The following is a 15,527-nucleotide window of genomic DNA, read 5'->3' as shown; positions in this document are numbered from 1 at the left end:
TGCTCACCTGCCTCCGGTGACGAGGACCTGCTGGTTCGGTGACAGCCCGCCGAGGACCTGGGTCCGGTCGGCGCCGACGAGACCGGCCTGGAAGCGGGTCGGCTGCTGGTGGCCGTCCGGGGCCACGACGGTCACCGAGGTCGCGCTGCCCTGGCGGCGCACCGCGCTGTTCGGGACCGTGAGCGAGCCGTCGACCCGACCGGTGACGACCGAGGCCCGCGCGGTCTGGCCCTCCCGCAGGCGGGGATCGGGCGTGGTCAGGGCGACCGTGACGTAGTAGTTGACGACGTTGGAGATCGCCGCCCCCGACGGCGCGACCGCCTGGACCGTGCCCGTGAGCGGGACGTCCGGGATCGCGTCGACGCTGACGTCGACGTGCTGCCCCGGGGTGATGGCGGCGGCGTCCTCCTCCTGGAAGGGCACGACCACCTGGAGGGTGGCCGGGTCGTCGAGCACGATGAACTGGGCGCCGCCGGGGCGGGTCGGGCTCGCCCCGGCCGCGGCGCCCGCGGCCCCCGCGCCCCCCGCGGCGCTCCCGGCGCTGCTCGCGGCGGGCGCTCCCGGGATGGCGGCGTCGCTGCCCGGGGCCTGGGCCGTGGTCCCGGAGCTCGGGCCGACGTACTCGCCGACCGCCCCGTTGAGGGCGGTGACGACGCCGTCGGCGGGCGCCTCGAGCGTGGTGTTCTCGACGTTCCGGCGAGCCGTGTTCACCGCTGCCCGGGCGCCGTCGACCGCGGCCTCCGCGCCGTCGAGAGCGTGCGGGCGCTGCGCCTCGGCGGCGTTGAGATTGTTCTGCGCGCTGACGACGCCCTGGCGGGCCTGCTCGACCTGGAGGTCGCCGGCGGCGGAGCTCCCGCCGCCGGAGGAGCCCGAGGCGCCGGAGGCACCCGAAGCGGCGGAGGCACCCGAGCCACCCGAGGCGCCGGACGCACCCGAGGCGCCGGACGCACCCGCGCCACCCGCCGCCGCCCCGCCCCCGGAGGACGCCGCGCGCTCGGTCGCGTCGAGGATGCGGTTCGCCTGGTCCAGCGCGGCCCGCGCGCCCTCGACGGACGTCGAGTCCTCGGCCTGCTCGAGGCTCGCCTCCTGCCCGTCGAGCTGCGCCTGCGCCTGCCGCAGCGCCTGCCGGGCGGCGTAGTCGTCCACGGTGGCCAGGACCTGGCCGCGGGTGACGCGGTCGCCGACGGCCACCCGCACGGAGGTCAGCTCCCCGCCCTGGGCGAAGCCGACGCCCCGCTGCCCCGACGACACGGAACCGACGGCCGAGACCGACGTGCTCACCGAGGCGCGCTCGACCGGCACCGTGCGCGGGGCCGACGTCGTCGACGAGCCGCAGCCGGCGAGCACGGCGCTCGCGGCGACCGCCGAGACGGCCGTGGCCGCCCACAGGCCGAGTCGGGTGGTGCTGACCGTCACCAGGCCTCCCCGCTGGTTGGTACATACAAGTATTTGGTGACACACCGTCGCGGTGGAGCGTGCGACGCGGGGAGCATGACACGGACGGGTGATCGGTCAGCGGGGGGTCGGCGCGCGGCGCAGCGCGGGTTGCTGCGAAGCGTGACGATCGGGGCGATTCCGGACGAAGCTCCCTGTCCTCCGCCCCGCCGCGCGTGAATGCCGGGCCACGCCTCTGTCGGGCTTTCGGCCACTCTTCGTCGCTGTGTGTTGCGCTGAACGGCTGAACAAGCTTCGGGCGAACGTGCGACCTGTGTCACAGTCGGTGTCGAGGTCGGGGATGACGTCGGAGGCGGGCGACACCGCGGTGCGGTGCGGCCGCTCCGACTCCCGACCAGGGGGGTTCGACGACCGATGATGGAGCCTGCGCCGCCGCCGCGGCCCCCTACTCCGGCGACCGTCACGGTGTCGCGGCGATGGCTGATCACCACCGGGGCGATCGTCGCGGCCATCGCCCTCGTGGTCACGGGGTCGGCCGTCGTCATGCTGACCTCGGGGACCGCCGCCGCGGACGAGACGTCGCTCGAGCCGGTCAACACCCCGCAGGAGAACCCGTTCCTCCCGGAGCCCGGCGGGACCGACGCCTCCGGCGTCACGCCGCCCTCCGGAGCGGCCGGGTCGCACTCAGGGGCCACCCCGGGCCTGTTCGGCGGCACCGGCAGCAACACGTGCGACCGCGACGCGATGGCGGGCTTCCTCGAGGGGCACCCCGACCTCAACGCGGCGTGGGCCGAGGCCCAGGGGATCGCCGCGGAGGAGACCGTCGACTTCCTGCGGCACCTCAGCCCCGTGGTCCTGCGGGCCGACACGGCGGTGACGAACTACGGCTACGCGGACGGAGAGCTCACCAGCCGCACCGCGATCCTCCAGAGCGGCACCGCCGTGCTGGTCGACGGCTACGGCTCCCCGCGGGTCAAGTGCTACTGCGGCAACCCGCTCGCCGCGGCCCCGCACCGCCTCTCGTGGCACTACGAGGGCACGCCGTGGCCGACCTTCGTGCACGTCGACGTCGTGGTCGTCCAACCGGCGCCGGTGATCATCAACAACTTCACGATCGTCAACGTGGTCACGAACAACACCTACGTCGTCACCCCGCCGCCCTGGTGGTACGGCCAGGTCTCCGGTCCGCCGGACGACGAGGGGAGCTCGAGCGACCCCGCGGGGGACCCGTCGAGCGGCACGACGACCTCGACCACGACGACGACCACGAGTGTCCCGCCGGGCTACCGGGAGCCCGGGCCGGCGGACCTGCCGGGCAACGGCGCCCCGGGAGACTCCGGTCCGGGCACCCGGGAGTGCCTGGTCACCGGGGGCGGTCCGGTCAGCGGCGGGCTCGTCCCCGGCGGCGGGGCCGACGCGGGCGGGGCGCGTACGGCCCCGGCGGACACGCAGGGCGGGGCCGCCACCGAGCCCCCGACCTGCGAGCCGAGCGCGGGACCGACGTCCTCCACCACCAGCAGTACGACCACCACGACGACGACCACCACGACCACCACGACGACCCCGACCACGACGACCACCACGACCGACGCGCTGCCCGGCACGTGAGCGGCGGGTTCTCCGGTGCGTGAGATGCGTCGCGATGGGGGCCCGGATCGCCCGTCCGGCGTCGGCCGGCGGGTGCGCGGGCCGTCGCGTCTCTACCCTCGGGATGCGTGATTCCCTCGACGGCGCAGGCCCACGTCGTCGTCGACGAGTGGGTGCGGGCCGGGGTGACCGACGCCGTCGCGTGCCCCGGGTCGCGCAACGCGCCCCTGCTCGTCGCCCTCGACGCCGCCGACCGTGACGGCCGCCTGCGCCTGCACGTGCGCATCGACGAGCGCGGCGCGGGCTTCCTCGCGCTGGGCCTCGGCACGGTGTCCGGGCGGGTGGTGCCCGTCGTGGTCACCTCCGGGACGGCCGTGGCGAACCTGCACCCCGCGGTGCTCGAGGCCTCCCGCGCCGGGGTGGGGCTGCTCGTGGTGAGCGCCGACCGGCCCGTCGACCTCGTGGGCAGCGGCGCCAACCAGACCGTCGACCAGGTCGGCCTCTACGGCGAGGCGGCGCGCGCGTCGATGGTGATGCCGCTGGCCGAGGACCGGCCCGGGGCGGCACGCACCTGGCGGGCCGTGGTGACCCGCGCCCTCGACCGTGCCGGCGGCGTCAGCGGCGGCGACCCGGGTCCGGTGCAGCTGAACGTGCCGCTGCGCGAGCCGCTGCTCGACCCGGCCGACTCCGTGGACCAGGCCCCCGGCGAGCCCGACCCCACGCTCGCCGGGCGTCCCGACGGCGCGGCGTGGACCCGGACGGTCGCGGCCCCGCCGTCCTCGGCACTCGCGCCGCTGGCGCTGCGGGCGGGGGTGCGCACGCTCGTCGTCGCCGGCTACGGCGGCGCCGCGGTGCCCGCGGGGACCCGGTTGCCCGACGGCGTGCCGGTGCTCGCCGAGCCCACGTCGCCGCTGTGGTCGGACCCGTGCGGCGGCCGGGCGCTGCACGCCGGGACCTGGGTGCTGCCCGCCGCGCTCGACGGGGTCCGCGACGACCTGCGGCCCGAGCAGGTCGTCGTGCTCGGCCGCCCGACGCTGCACCGCGCGGTCTCCCGCCTGCTCGCCGATCCGGGCGTCGAGGTCCACGCGGTACCCGCGGTCGCGCCCACGGGCGGGCGCCCGCGCCCCGGGTGGACCGACGTGGCCGGTGCGGTCTCCGCGGTCGGCGCGCTGCCGGACCCGGACGACTGGAAGCCCGACGCCGCGTTCGCCCGGGCGTGGGCCGACGCCGACGACCGGGCCGCCGCGGCGCTCGTCGGCGACGCGGGGCGGCGGACGGCGGGGAGCGCGGACGGCGCCGTCGACGGACCCGCGCTGGCGGCCGCGACCGTGGCCGCGCTGCCGCCCGGGGCGCACCTCGTGGTCGGCGCGTCCGCCCCGATCCGCGACGTCGCGCTCGCGGCGACCCCGCGCGCGGACCTCACCGTGCACTCGGCCCGCGGCGTCTCGGGCATCGACGGCGCCGTGTCGCTGGCGGTCGGGGTGGCGCTCGCCCATCGGGGGCCGACGTACGCGCTGCTCGGGGACCTGACGTTCCTGCACGACACCAACGGGCTGCTCGTCGGGCCGGACGAGCCCCGCGGCGAGCTGACCGTCGTGGTCGCGAACGACGACGGCGGCGGCATCTTCACCACCCTCGAGCAGGGCGCGCCCCGCTACAGCGCCGCCTTCGAGCGCGTGTTCGGCACGCCCCACGGCACGGACCTGGCCGCCCTGTGCGCGGCCCACCACGTCCCGCACCGGCGCGCGGAGCCCGCCGACCTGCCCGCGGCGCTCGCGCCGACGGGGCGGCCGGGAACGCGAGTGGTCGAGGTCGCGGTCGACCGCGCCCGGCGGCGGACCGCGGGGGAGGACACCGCCGCCGCGGTGCGGGCCGCGGTGGCCGCCGACGGCCCCGGCGAGTGACCTGTGCGGTCACCGCACGCGACCACCACGGGGGATCCGGGATGATGACCCGCGGGGGCTCCGCCCCCACGAACCCCCGAACGACAGCGGGACGACGACAGGAGCGCAGGCGGGCGTGCTGGTGCTGGTGGTGGCGCACGCGGTGGCCGCGCTGCTCGCCCCCGCACTCGTCCGGGCGCTCGACCGCCGCGCCTTCCTCGTGCTGGCGCTCGTGCCCGCCGCGGCGTTCGCGTGGATCCTCGCCGAGCTCCCCGGGGTCCTCGCCGGCGACGTCCCCGAGCAGAGCGTCCCCTGGATCCCGGCGCTCGACATCGCCATCGCGTTCCGTCTCGACGCGCTCGCCGCGACCGTGTCGCTGCTGGTCACCGGCGTCGGGGCGCTGGTGCTCGTCTACTGCGCGCGCTACTTCTCGCCCGGCGCCCGCGGTCTCGGGCGGTTCGCGGGCGTCCTCACCGGCTTCGCCGGGGCGATGCTCGCGCTGGTCTGGTCCGACGACGTCTTCGTGCTCTACGTCTGTTGGGAGCTGACGACCGTCTTCTCGTTCCTGCTCGTGGGCCACGACGCCCACAAGCGGGCCGGCCGGGCGGCCGCGGTGCAGGCCCTCGTCGTCACCGCGGCCGGCGGGCTGACGATGCTGGTCGGGCTCGTGGTCCTCGCCGGGGGCGCGGGCACCACGCGCCTCTCGGAGCTCGTCGCGTACTACGCCGGCCCCGCGGCCACCCCGGCCGCGCTGACCGCGGGTGTCGTGTGCGTGCTGGTCGGCGCGATCACCAAGTCGGCCCTGGTCCCGTTCCACTTCTGGCTGCCCTCGGCCATGGCCGCGCCGACCCCCGTCAGCGCCTACCTGCACGCCGCGGCGATGGTGAAGGCCGGCGTCTACCTCGTGCTGCGCCTCGCGCCCGGGCTCGCCGACGTCCCGCCCTGGCGCCCGCTGATCGCCGTCCTCGCGATCGCGACCCTGCTGCTCGGCGGCCTCCAGGCGCTGCGCCAGCACGACCTCAAGCTGGTGCTCGCGTACGGCACGGTCTCCCAGCTCGGCTTCATGGTGCTGCTGGCGGGGGCGGGCACCCGCGACGCGGCGCTCGCCGCGATCGGGCTCGTGGTCGCCCACGCGATGTTCAAGGCGTGCCTGTTCCTCGTCGTCGGGGTGATCGACCGTCGCGCGGGCACCCGCGACCTGCGCGAGCTGTCGGGTCTCGGGCGGCGCGCGCCCGTGCTCGCGACGGCGGGGATCCTCGGCGCCGCCTCGATGGCCGGCGCACCGCCGCTGCTCGGCTTCGTCACCAAGGAGGGCGCCTTCGAGGCGTTCCTGCACGACGCCTACGGCGACTGGGCCGTCCCGCTGCTGGTCCTGGTCGTCCTGGGCTCGGTGCTCACCGTCGCCTACAGCACGCGGTTCGTGTGGGGGGCGTTCTGGCGCAAGCCCGGGGTGGACGCGGTGACGTGGTCCGAGCCCGGCCCCCTGTTCCCGGCGGCGCCGGTGGTGCTCGGGGTCGCGGGCCTCGTCGCCGGCGTGGGCGTCGCCGGGCTGGCGCCGCTGCTCACCGCCTACGCCGACACGTTGCCCGTCAGCTACCCGGCGCTGCTGGAGCTGGCCGTGGTGCCGTCGGTCGGCGTCGCGCTCGGGCTCTCGGTGGTCGCGCTGGTGCTCGGGTTCGTCGCCGGCCTGCCCGCGGTCAGCGCGCGCCTCACCGCCCGCCACCCGCTGGCCGGCGTCCGCGCGGAGATCACCTGGCGCGGGGTGGTGCACGCCCTGGAGAACACGTCGCTGCGGGTCACGGCGGTCACCCAGCGCGGGTCGCTGCCCGGGATCCTCACGACGGTCTTCGCGGTGCTCGTGCTCGGTCCCGGGCTCGCGCTGCTGCTGTCCGCGGACCTCGGCGAGGTCCGCGTCGACCGCCTCGTCGACTCCCCGTTCCAGCTCCTCGCGGCCGTGATCGGCGCCGCGTGCGCGATCACGGCCACGCGCGTGCGCCGCCGTCTCGGCGCCGTGCTCGTCGTCGGCGGGCTCGGCTACGCGACGGCGCTGTTCTTCGCGCTCGCCGGGGCGCCCGACGTCGCGCTGACCCAGGCCCTGGTCGAGACGGCCACGCTGGTGGTCGTCGTGCTCGTGCTGCGCACGCTGCCGCGCGACATCGCCGACCGGAACACCCCGCGCCAGCGGGTGCGGCGCCTGCTGGTCGCCGTGCCCGTCGGGCTGCTCATGACCGGCCTCGGCGCGGTCGCGCTCGCCGCGCGCCGCGTCCCGCCGGTGTCGGCGGCCTACCCGACGCAGGCCTACGACTTCGGCGCCGGGGCGAACGTCGTCAACGTGACCCTGGTCGACATCCGCGCCTGGGACACCATGGGCGAGCTCTCGGTGATCGTCGCCGCCGCGACCGGCGTCGCGAGCCTGGTGTTCCTGCACCGCCGCTCGGGCGCCCCGCCCCGGGCGGAGGGGCAGCCCGCGGTCACCCCGTCGACGCGGGCGGGCGGATGGCTGCGCTCGGCCCGCCGCGGCGACGGCGACCGCGTGCTGCTCCTCGAGGTGATCACCCGATTGGTCTTCCCGACGATGATGGTGGTCTCGCTGTACTTCCTGTTCGCCGGCCACAACGCGCCGGGCGGCGGGTTCGCCGGCGGTCTCGTCGCGGGCCTCGCGCTCGTCGTGCGCTACGTCGCGGGCGGGCGCTACGAGCTCGGCGAGGCCGTCCCCGTCGACGCCGGCGTGCTGCTCGGGATCGGGCTGCTCTGCGCGGGCGGCACGGGCCTCGGGGCGCTGCTGCTCGGGGGCGAGGTCCTGCAGACCGCCGTCCTGGAGGCCGACATCCCCGTGCTGGGCCACGTCAAGTTCGTGACGTCGCTGATCTTCGACGTGGGCGTCTACCTCATCGTCATCGGGCTCGTGCTCGACATCCTGCGCAGCCTCGGCGCCGAGCTCGACCGGCGCCGCACGGCCACCCTCCGACGCGAGGAGGCGCCCTCGTGACCTCGCCGATCGTCCTGCTGGCCCTGGTCGGCGTGCTCTACACCGCCGGCGTCTACCTCATCCTCGAGCGCAGCCTCACGCGCGTGCTGCTCGGCATCCTGGTGCTCGGCAACGCCACGAACGTGCTCGTCGTCGTCGCGGGCGGCCGCGCGGGCGAGGCGCCGCTGGTCGGCCGCGCCCCCGACGCCGCGATGAGCGACGCCCTGGTCCAGGCACTGGTGCTCACCGCCATCGTCATCACGCTCGGGGTGACCGCGTTCCTGCTCGCGCTGATCCACCGCGCGTGGACCCTCGAGCGCGAGGACGACCTCACCGAGGACGTCGAGGACCGCTCGGTGCGGCGCCGCCTGGCCCGCGGCGAGCAGGAGGACGAGGAGGAGCTCGACACCGCCGGGTGCGAGAGCACCTCCGACACCGACCCGGACGACACCGAGTCGCTGCCCGACCCGGCGCACGCGGCCGCCGGACGCGGGGAGGGTCCGCGGTGAACCCCGGCTCCAGCCTGCTCGCGACCCTCATCCCGCTCCCGACGCTCCTCCCGCTGCTGGGGGCGGGCCTGACGCTCGTGCTCTCGCGGCGCCCCACGCTGCAGCGCGCGGTGAGCGTCGCCGTGCTGTCGATCGTGGTCGTCATCGCGGCGCTGCTGCTCGTGGCGGCCGCCCTGTCGGGGCCGATCGTGGTGACGGTCGGGTCGTGGCCGGTGCCGCTGGGCATCACGCTCGTGGTCGACCCGCTGTCGGCGCTGATGCTGCTGACCTCGATGACGGTGACGCTCGCCGTGCTGGTCTACGCGATCGGGCAGGGCGTCTACGACCGCGACGAGGCCACCCCGATCACGATCTTCCACCCGACCTACCTGATCCTGGCCGCGGGCGTCGCGAACGCGTTCCTGTCCGGGGACCTGTTCAACCTCTACGTCGGGTTCGAGGTCCTGCTGATGGCCAGCTACGTGCTGCTGACCCTCGGCGGGAGCCGCTCGCGGGTCCGCGCGGGCGTCACCTACGTCGTCGTCAACGTGGTGTCCTCGCTGGTCTTCCTCGTGGGCATCGCCCTCGTCTACGCCGCGGTCGGCACGCTGAACCTGGCCCAGATCTCGGTGCGCATGGCCGCGGTGCCGCCGGGCACCGCGCTCGCGATCCACCTCGTGCTGCTCACGGCGTTCGGCATCAAGGCCGCGGTGTTCCCGCTGTCGGCATGGCTGCCCGACAGCTACCCGACCGCCGCCGCGCCGGTGACCGCGGTGTTCGCCGGCCTGCTCACCAAGGTCGGCGTCTACTCGATCATCCGCACCGAGACGCTGCTGTTCCCCGGCTCCGAGGTCACGCACACGATCCTGCTGGTGGCGGCCGCGCTGACGATGGTCGTCGGTGCGCTCGGGGCCATCGCCCAGTACGACATCAAGCGCGTCCTGTCGTTCACGCTCGTCAGCCACATCGGCTACATGATCTTCGGGATCGCGCTCGCGACACCGATGGGCGTGGCCGGCGCCGTCTTCTACGTCGTCCACCACATCACCGTGCAGGCCACGCTCTTCTGCGTCGTCGGGCTGATCGAGGGCGTCGGGGGCTCGACGTCGGTCAGCAGGCTGGGCGGTCTCGCCCGCGCGTCACCGCTGCTCGCGATCCTGTGGTTCGTGCCCGCGATGAACCTCGGCGGCATCCCGCCCTTGTCGGGCTTCGTCGGCAAGCTCGGCCTGGTGCAGGCCGGTGTCGCCGACGGCTCGGCGCTGGCCTGGGTGCTCGTGGTGGTCTCGGTGCTCACGAGCCTGCTGACGCTCTACGCGGTCACCAAGGTCTGGGTGCTGGCGTTCTGGCGCCCGGCCGACCAGATCCCGGTGCCGGAGCCGGCGGACCCCGACGCCGACCCCGACGCCGACGAGTCGCCGGCGGACGCGGACGAGGAGGACGCCGCCGAGGACACCGGACGCCTGCCCGGTGCCCCGGCGCCGCGCAGCGGGGTCCTCACCGGTGTCGCGCCGGGCACCGCCCGCACGATCGCGAACGCAGGGGCCAACAGCGGCGCCGAGGTCGACTGGCCGGTGGCACGGATGGCCCCGGCGGACGGCGCGCCCGTGCTCACCGGCCGGTTCCTCGGCACCCCGAACGACCGGGTGTCGTCGCGGCTGCCCGTGGTGATGGCCGGGGCCACCGGCGCGCTGGTGGCTCTCGGGCTGGCGCTCACGGTCGTCGCGGGCCCGCTGTACGCGGTCGCCGACCAGGCCGCCGACGACCTCGTCAGCCGCACGCCCTACATCTCGGCGGTCTTCGCGCAGACCGTCGACGACCGGGTCGCCCGGTGAGCCGCCCGACCCCGCCCGACACCGCGGGGCTGCTCCGCCGCGCGGTCCCCGTGGTGTGGCTCGTGCTGGTGTGGGTGCTGCTGTGGGGCACGTTCTCGTGGGCGAACGTGCTCGGCGGGCTCGCCGTCGCGCTCCTCGTCCTCGCCGCGTTCCCGCTGCCGCCCGCGCCGGGCCGGGGCTGGCTGCACCCGCTCGCCGCGCTCCGTGCGGTCGGGCGCTTCTCCGCCGACCTCGTGGTGTCGAGCCTGCAGGTGGCGTGGCAGGCGCTGCAGGCGGTGCTGCCGGGGCCGCCGATCCGCAGCTCGGTCGTCGCGGTCCGTCTCGCGTCGTCCTCGGAGTTCGTCATGGCGATGGTGGTCGAGACGCTCTCGCTCGTGCCGGGCAGCGTCGTGATCGAGGCACGGCCCGAGGAGCGCACGGTCTACGCCCACGTGCTCGGCGCCGGCGACGCGGAGGCCGTCGCGGCGTTCCGCGCGCAGGTGCGCCGGCTCGAGGCCGACATCGTCGCGGCGCTCGGGAGGCCGGCGGCGCCGGCCGCCGGTGCCGTGGCCGAGGAGGAGGTGACGTGAGCACCCTGCTCTCCCTGCTCGACGCGGTGCTGGTCGTGTCGCTCGTGCTGCTCGGGCTGTCGGCGGTCCTCGTCGTGGTCCGGCTGCTGCGGGGCCCGACGGGTCTCGACCGCCTGGTGGCCCTCGACGTGCTCGTCGCCGAGTTCCTCTGCGGGCTCGTGGCCTACGCGGCCCTCACCGGCGACTCCGCTCTCGTGCCGGTGGTCGTGGCGATCAGCCTGGTCGGGTTCCTGGGCTCCACCACCGTGGCCCGCTTCGTGCGGCGGGGGACCGGCCGGTGACCGGGCCCGCCGAGACCGGCCTCGAGATCGCGCTCGACACCGTCGGCACCGTCCTGATCGTGCTCGGGGTGCTGCTGACCCTCGTCGCGTCGGTGGGTCTGCTCTCGTTGCCCGACGTGCTGAGCCGGATGCACGCGGCCACGAAGCCCCAGGTCGTCGGGCTGCTGCTCGTCGTCGTCGGGGGCGCGCTGCACCTGCGCACGAGCGTCGACGTGTGGATGCTCGTGCTGGTCGGGGCGTTCCAGCTCGTGACCGCGCCGGTCACCGCCCACGTCGTCGGGCGGCTCGCCCACCGCGGCGACGGGGTGCGGCGGGACCTGCTCTACGTCGACGAGCTCGACGACAGCCCGGACGTCGCCGACCCCGGACCGGACACCGCACGGACCGGGCCCGACGGCGAGCCGGGATGAGCCGCCTCCCTAGACTCGGGACGATGAGGTGGCTGCGCGAGCTGGTGCGGCAGGCCCGGGAGCGGGTCGTGCCGGTGCTCGTCGCCGCCCGCGAGATCGTCCGCCCGGCGGGGCGCCGCGCGCCCGAGATCGTGGTCGTCGCGGGCCTGGTGGTCACCGTCCTGCTGGGGCTCGTGCTCGTCGCCGCCGCTCGCAACGACGCGCACATCGACGCGAACGAGGGGCGGGCGGTGGCCGAGGTGCTCGAGGGCGGGTCGCGCCCGCACACCTTCGTCCGGTTCACCGCCGACGACGGCGCCGTGCTCACCCCGGAGAAGGGCGTGTTCTACCCGCGCGGGCTCCAGCCGGGCCAGCTCGTCCGCGTCGAGTACGACCGCACCGACCCCGAGCTCGTCCGCGTCGCCGGCCGCACCTGGTCCGAGGGTCTCGTGCCCGTCGCGCTCGGGCTGGTCGTCCTGTGGGCCGTGCTCGCGCCGTCTGCCTGGCTGCTTGCCCGCGCCCGCCGGCGCCGCCGCGACGCCGAGGCCCGCGCACGCTGGCAGGGGTCCCCGGTGCCGCCGGGCGCCGGGTCCTCCGACGAGCGCGAGGACGGCGAGCCGGAGATGGCCGGGGCGGGCTCGCGGTGAGCGCGGGGGGCTCCCGCGCGCAGCTCGACCGCGACCCGAGCGCCGTCGCCCGGATGTTCGACGGCGTCGCCGCGCGCTACGACCTCACGAACACCGTGCTGTCGTTCGCCCAGGACGTTCGCTGGCGCCGTGCCACGCGCGAGGCGCTCGCCGTCGGGCCCGGCGACACCGTCCTCGACGTCGCCGCCGGCACCGGCGTCTCCACCGTGGAGCTGGCGCGCACCGGCGCCCGCTGCCTCGCCACCGACTTCTCGCTGGGGATGCTGCGCTCCGGGCGCTCGCGGGCCGCGACGGCCGGGCTGCCGTTGGTCGCCGCCGACGCCCTGGACCTGCCGCTGCCCGACGCCTCGGTCGACGCGGTCGTCATCTCCTTCGGGCTGCGCAACACCGTCGACCCGGATGCCGCGCTCGCGGAGTTCGCCCGGGTCACGAAGCCCGGCGGCACCCTCGCGGTCTGCGAGTTCTCCCGCCCGGTCTGGGCGCCGTTCCGCCGCGTCTACACCGACTACCTCATGCGCGCGCTGCCCCGCGTGGCCCGCGCGGTGAGCTCCAACCCCGACGCGTACGTCTACCTCGCCGAGTCGATCCGCGCCTGGCCTGACCAGGCCGCCCTCGCCGAGCGGATCGCCGCCGCCGGCTGGCGCTCGGTGGCCTGGCGCGACCTCACCGGCGGCATCGTCGCCCTCCACACCGCCACCCGCCCCTGACCCGACGCACGGGATGGTGTCAGCGCACACGGTGTGGTGTCAGCGCACACGGGGTGTGCGAGCAATGCGGCTTTCCTGGCGTCTCACGCCAGGATCGCCACATGCTCGGTGACGAGACACGCCGAGCAACGCGCTGGACACCCGCGAGCCTGCGTTCGTCGGCCTCCCGACACCGGATCCACACCACCCTCGGCGGGCGATCTCGACACACGATCCCTACACTCCCGGGTGCCGAGCTAGTGAACGAATTCACAAGGGAGCCAGTCGCCGTGTCCGCCACCACCGGAGCGCGCCGCAGCCCCGACGACAGCGACGCCGACGTCGTGGTCGTGGGTGCCGGTCCCGCGGGCTCCACGGTGGCCACGTACCTGGCGCGCGCCGGCCTCGACGTCCTCGTGCTGGAGAAGGCCACGTTCCCGCGCGAGAAGGTCTGCGGCGACGGCGTCACCCCGCGCGGGGTCAAGCAGCTCGTCGACCTCGGCGTCGACACGCGCGAGGAGGCCGGCTGGCGCCACCAGCGCGGGCTGCGGGTCGTCGGCGGGGGCGCGAGCGTCGAGCTCGACTGGCCCGAGCTCGCGACCTACCCCGCCTACGGCCTCGTGCGCCCGCGCCGCGACTTCGACCAGATGCTCGCCGACCACGCCCGGGCCGCCGGGGCTCGCGTCGAGGAGGGCGTCTCGGTCGCCGGCACGACGGTCGACGAGCGGACCGGGCGGGTCACCGGCGTCGAGGCGCGCCGCGGCCCGGAGCGCACGCCCGCGACCTTCACCGCACCCCTCGTCGTCGCCTGCGACGGCGTCGGCGCGCGCACCGCGCTGAGCCTCGGCATCGCCAAGCGCGACGACCGCCCGCTCGGCGTCGCGGTCCGCCGGTACTACACGAGCCCGCGCCACGACGACGCCTACCTCGAGACCCACCTCGGGCTCCACGACCGCCCGGGCGTCGGCGCCGACCTGCACGGCGGCTACGGCTGGGTGTTCGGCATGGGCGACGGCACCGCCAACGTCGGGCTCGGCGTCCTCGCGACCCGGCAGAGCGACAAGCGCGACTACCGGGCGATGCTGCGCTCCTGGCTCGACGGCCTGCCCGCCGCGTGGGGCCTGACCGAGGACAACGCCACCGGCCCGATCGGCGGTGCCGCGCTGCCCATGGGTCTGAGCCGCACCCCGCTCTACCGCGACGGCCTCGTGCTCGTCGGCGACGCCGGCGGCATGGTCAACCCCTTCAGCGGCGAGGGCATCGCGTACGCGCTGCAGTCCGCGGCGCTCGCCGCCGAGTGCGTCGTGCAGGCGATGGCCCGCCCCGAGGGTCCCGGCCGCGAGCGCGCGCTGGCCGCGTACCCGGCCGCGGTCCGCCACGCGCTGGGCAGCTACTACCGCGTCGGCAACCGGGCGGCGGGCGCGCTGGGGCGCCCGCGGTTCATGCACCACGCCCTGCGGCTCGGCCTGCCGCGGCGGCGGGTCATGGGAGCCGCGCTCAAGCTCTTCGCCGGTCTGACCGACGGCCGCGACGGGGACGCGGGCGACCGCGTGCTCGAGCTCGCCCTGCGGATGGTGCCGCCGCTGCGGGACGCACCCCCGCCCGAGAGCACGGGTCGACGCGCGAAGGAGGTGTCGCGGGCGGCCTGACGTGGCCGCCGAGGTTAGGACGCCCTCATCGGATCACCGGGCGGACGTCCTCATTAGGGTCGCCCTCGCCCGTCGAGCGTGATCCGCGGCACGGCCCCCGGCGTGGGCCGGGCCACCCACCACGTGACTCCCGATGCGCAGCACCTCAGGAGGGAAGGAGCGACGATGCTGGACCCCTACGTCCCGCTCATCGTCATGTTCGCGCTCGCCGCGGCGTTCGGGCTGTTCTCGGTGACCGCCGCGCCGTTCATCGGACCCCACCGCTACAACCGCGCGAAGCTCGACTCCTACGAGTGCGGCATCGAGCCCTCGCCGCAGCCGGTCGCCGGCGGCGGTCGCATCCCGGTGGCCTACTACCTCACGGCGATGCTGTTCATCCTCTTCGACATCGAGATGGTCTTCCTCTACCCGTTCGCGGTGAACATCGACGCGCTCGGGTTGTTCGGCCTCGTCGAGATCGTGCTGTTCGTCGCCACCGTCGCGTTCGCCTACGCCTACGTCTGGCGTCGCGGCGGGCTGGACTGGAGCTAGACATGGGACTGGAAGAGAAGCTCCCGAACGGGATCGTGCTGGCCAGCGTCGAGAGCCTGGTCAACTGGACCCGCAAGGCGTCGCTGTGGCCCGCCACCTTCGGGCTGGCGTGCTGCGCGATCGAGATGATGACCTCGGGCGCCCCGCGCTACGACCTCGGCCGCTTCGGCATGGAGGTCTTCCGCCCGAGCCCCCGCCAGGCCGATCTGATGATCGTCGCGGGCCGCGTGACCAACAAGATGGCCCCGGTCCTGCGCCAGATCTACGACCAGATGGCCGAGCCCCGCTGGGTGCTCGCCATGGGCGTCTGCGCCTCGTCGGGCGGCATGTTCAACAACTACGCCGTCGTGCAGGGCGTCGACCACGTCGTGCCCGTCGACATGTACCTGCCGGGCTGCCCGCCGCGCCCGGAGATGCTCATCGACGCCATCCTCAAGCTGCACCAGAAGATCCAGGCCGAGCCGCTCGGCCCGGTGCGCGCCGAGCTCGCCGCCGAGCGCCGCGCCCAGGGCGAGAAGCTCGAGCTGCTGCCGTCGTCGGAGAAGTACGCGAAGAAGGACCGCAAGACGGGGGAGGCGAAGGCCGAGCATGTCTGGTGATCCCGGCAAGGACGACAAGAAGC

General features: G+C 75.5%; 14 protein-coding genes. 13 read left to right on the top strand and 1 reads right to left on the bottom strand.

Annotated elements, in window-relative coordinates; all coding sequences use genetic code 11:
• Positions 1–3: 3 nt before the first annotated feature.
• Positions 4–1,416 carry an efflux RND transporter periplasmic adaptor subunit gene (locus tag QSK03_RS04755; RefSeq protein ID WP_285648820.1) on the bottom strand — a complete coding sequence of 471 codons (1,413 nt, stop codon included), beginning with the start codon at positions 1,414–1,416 and terminating at the stop codon, positions 4–6.
• A 444-nt stretch (positions 1,417–1,860) separates the two neighbouring features.
• On the opposite strand from QSK03_RS04755, the gene QSK03_RS04750 reads away from it, so the two are divergent.
• From QSK03_RS04750 to QSK03_RS04690, 13 genes are all read left to right on the top strand, one after another.
• A complete protein-coding gene (locus QSK03_RS04750; protein ID WP_285648818.1) occupies positions 1,861–3,003 on the top strand; it encodes a DUF6777 domain-containing protein in 1,143 nt (380 codons plus the stop codon).
• 107 nt (positions 3,004–3,110) lie between these two features.
• A complete protein-coding gene (gene menD / locus QSK03_RS04745; protein ID WP_285648816.1) occupies positions 3,111–4,886 on the top strand; it encodes a 2-succinyl-5-enolpyruvyl-6-hydroxy-3-cyclohexene-1-carboxylic-acid synthase in 1,776 nt (591 codons plus the stop codon).
• Between the two features lie 115 nt (positions 4,887–5,001).
• Positions 5,002–7,854 carry a Na+/H+ antiporter subunit A gene (locus tag QSK03_RS04740; RefSeq protein WP_285648814.1) on the top strand — a complete coding sequence of 951 codons (2,853 nt, stop codon included), beginning with the start codon at positions 5,002–5,004 and terminating at the stop codon, positions 7,852–7,854.
• Entirely contained in the window at positions 7,851–8,342 is a 492-nt protein-coding gene (locus QSK03_RS04735) for a Na(+)/H(+) antiporter subunit C (protein ID WP_285648812.1), read from the top strand. Before QSK03_RS04740 ends, QSK03_RS04735 begins: the two co-directional genes overlap by 4 nt.
• The gene (locus QSK03_RS04730) at positions 8,339–10,153 is read left to right on the top strand and encodes a Na+/H+ antiporter subunit D (protein WP_285648810.1); all 1,815 of its coding nucleotides are present in this window, start codon (positions 8,339–8,341) and stop codon (positions 10,151–10,153) included. The genes QSK03_RS04735 and QSK03_RS04730 overlap by 4 nt, the downstream gene beginning before the upstream one ends.
• Entirely contained in the window at positions 10,150–10,722 is a 573-nt protein-coding gene (locus QSK03_RS04725; RefSeq protein WP_285648808.1) for a Na+/H+ antiporter subunit E, read from the top strand. Before QSK03_RS04730 ends, QSK03_RS04725 begins: the two co-directional genes overlap by 4 nt.
• The gene (locus tag QSK03_RS04720) at positions 10,719–11,003 is read left to right on the top strand and encodes a monovalent cation/H+ antiporter complex subunit F (protein ID WP_285648806.1); all 285 of its coding nucleotides are present in this window, start codon (positions 10,719–10,721) and stop codon (positions 11,001–11,003) included. Before QSK03_RS04725 ends, QSK03_RS04720 begins: the two co-directional genes overlap by 4 nt.
• Positions 11,000–11,413 carry a monovalent cation/H(+) antiporter subunit G gene (gene mnhG / locus QSK03_RS04715; protein ID WP_285648804.1) on the top strand — a complete coding sequence of 138 codons (414 nt, stop codon included), beginning with the start codon at positions 11,000–11,002 and terminating at the stop codon, positions 11,411–11,413. The genes QSK03_RS04720 and mnhG overlap by 4 nt, the downstream gene beginning before the upstream one ends.
• Positions 11,414–11,436: 23 nt before the next feature.
• Positions 11,437–12,039, top strand: a complete 603-nt coding sequence (locus tag QSK03_RS04710) for a DUF3592 domain-containing protein (RefSeq protein ID WP_285648802.1) — start codon at positions 11,437–11,439, stop codon at positions 12,037–12,039.
• A complete protein-coding gene (locus QSK03_RS04705; RefSeq protein WP_285648801.1) occupies positions 12,036–12,746 on the top strand; it encodes a demethylmenaquinone methyltransferase in 711 nt (236 codons plus the stop codon). Before QSK03_RS04710 ends, QSK03_RS04705 begins: the two co-directional genes overlap by 4 nt.
• Positions 12,747–12,847: 101 nt before the next feature.
• A complete protein-coding gene (locus QSK03_RS04700; protein WP_285648800.1) occupies positions 12,848–14,374 on the top strand; it encodes a geranylgeranyl reductase family protein in 1,527 nt (508 codons plus the stop codon).
• Positions 14,375–14,539: 165 nt separating this feature from the next.
• Entirely contained in the window at positions 14,540–14,905 is a 366-nt protein-coding gene (locus tag QSK03_RS04695) for an NADH-quinone oxidoreductase subunit A (RefSeq protein ID WP_285648799.1), read from the top strand.
• 2 nt (positions 14,906–14,907) lie between these two features.
• Positions 14,908–15,504 carry a NuoB/complex I 20 kDa subunit family protein gene (locus QSK03_RS04690; protein ID WP_285648798.1) on the top strand — a complete coding sequence of 199 codons (597 nt, stop codon included), beginning with the start codon at positions 14,908–14,910 and terminating at the stop codon, positions 15,502–15,504.
• The last annotated feature ends 23 nt before the right edge of the window (positions 15,505–15,527 follow it).

The organism is Actinomycetospora sp. NBRC 106375, from assembly GCF_030269665.1.
Taxonomy (GTDB): Bacteria; Actinomycetota; Actinomycetes; order Mycobacteriales; family Pseudonocardiaceae; genus Actinomycetospora.
The sequence above is the reverse complement of the archived record's forward strand: the minus strand, read 5'-3'. Positions and strand labels throughout refer to the sequence as shown.

What these genes read in the sequence shown, in the direction of transcription:
- QSK03_RS04695 (WP_285648799.1), top strand. Translation starts at nt 14,540, where the DNA reads ATGCTGGACCCCTACGTCCCGCTCATCGTCATGTTCGCGCTCGCCGCG.
- QSK03_RS04710 (WP_285648802.1), top strand. Translation starts at nt 11,437, where the DNA reads ATGAGGTGGCTGCGCGAGCTGGTGCGGCAGGCCCGGGAGCGGGTCGTG.
- QSK03_RS04690 (WP_285648798.1), top strand. Translation starts at nt 14,908, where the DNA reads ATGGGACTGGAAGAGAAGCTCCCGAACGGGATCGTGCTGGCCAGCGTC.
- QSK03_RS04700 (WP_285648800.1), top strand. Translation starts at nt 12,848, where the DNA reads ATGCTCGGTGACGAGACACGCCGAGCAACGCGCTGGACACCCGCGAGC.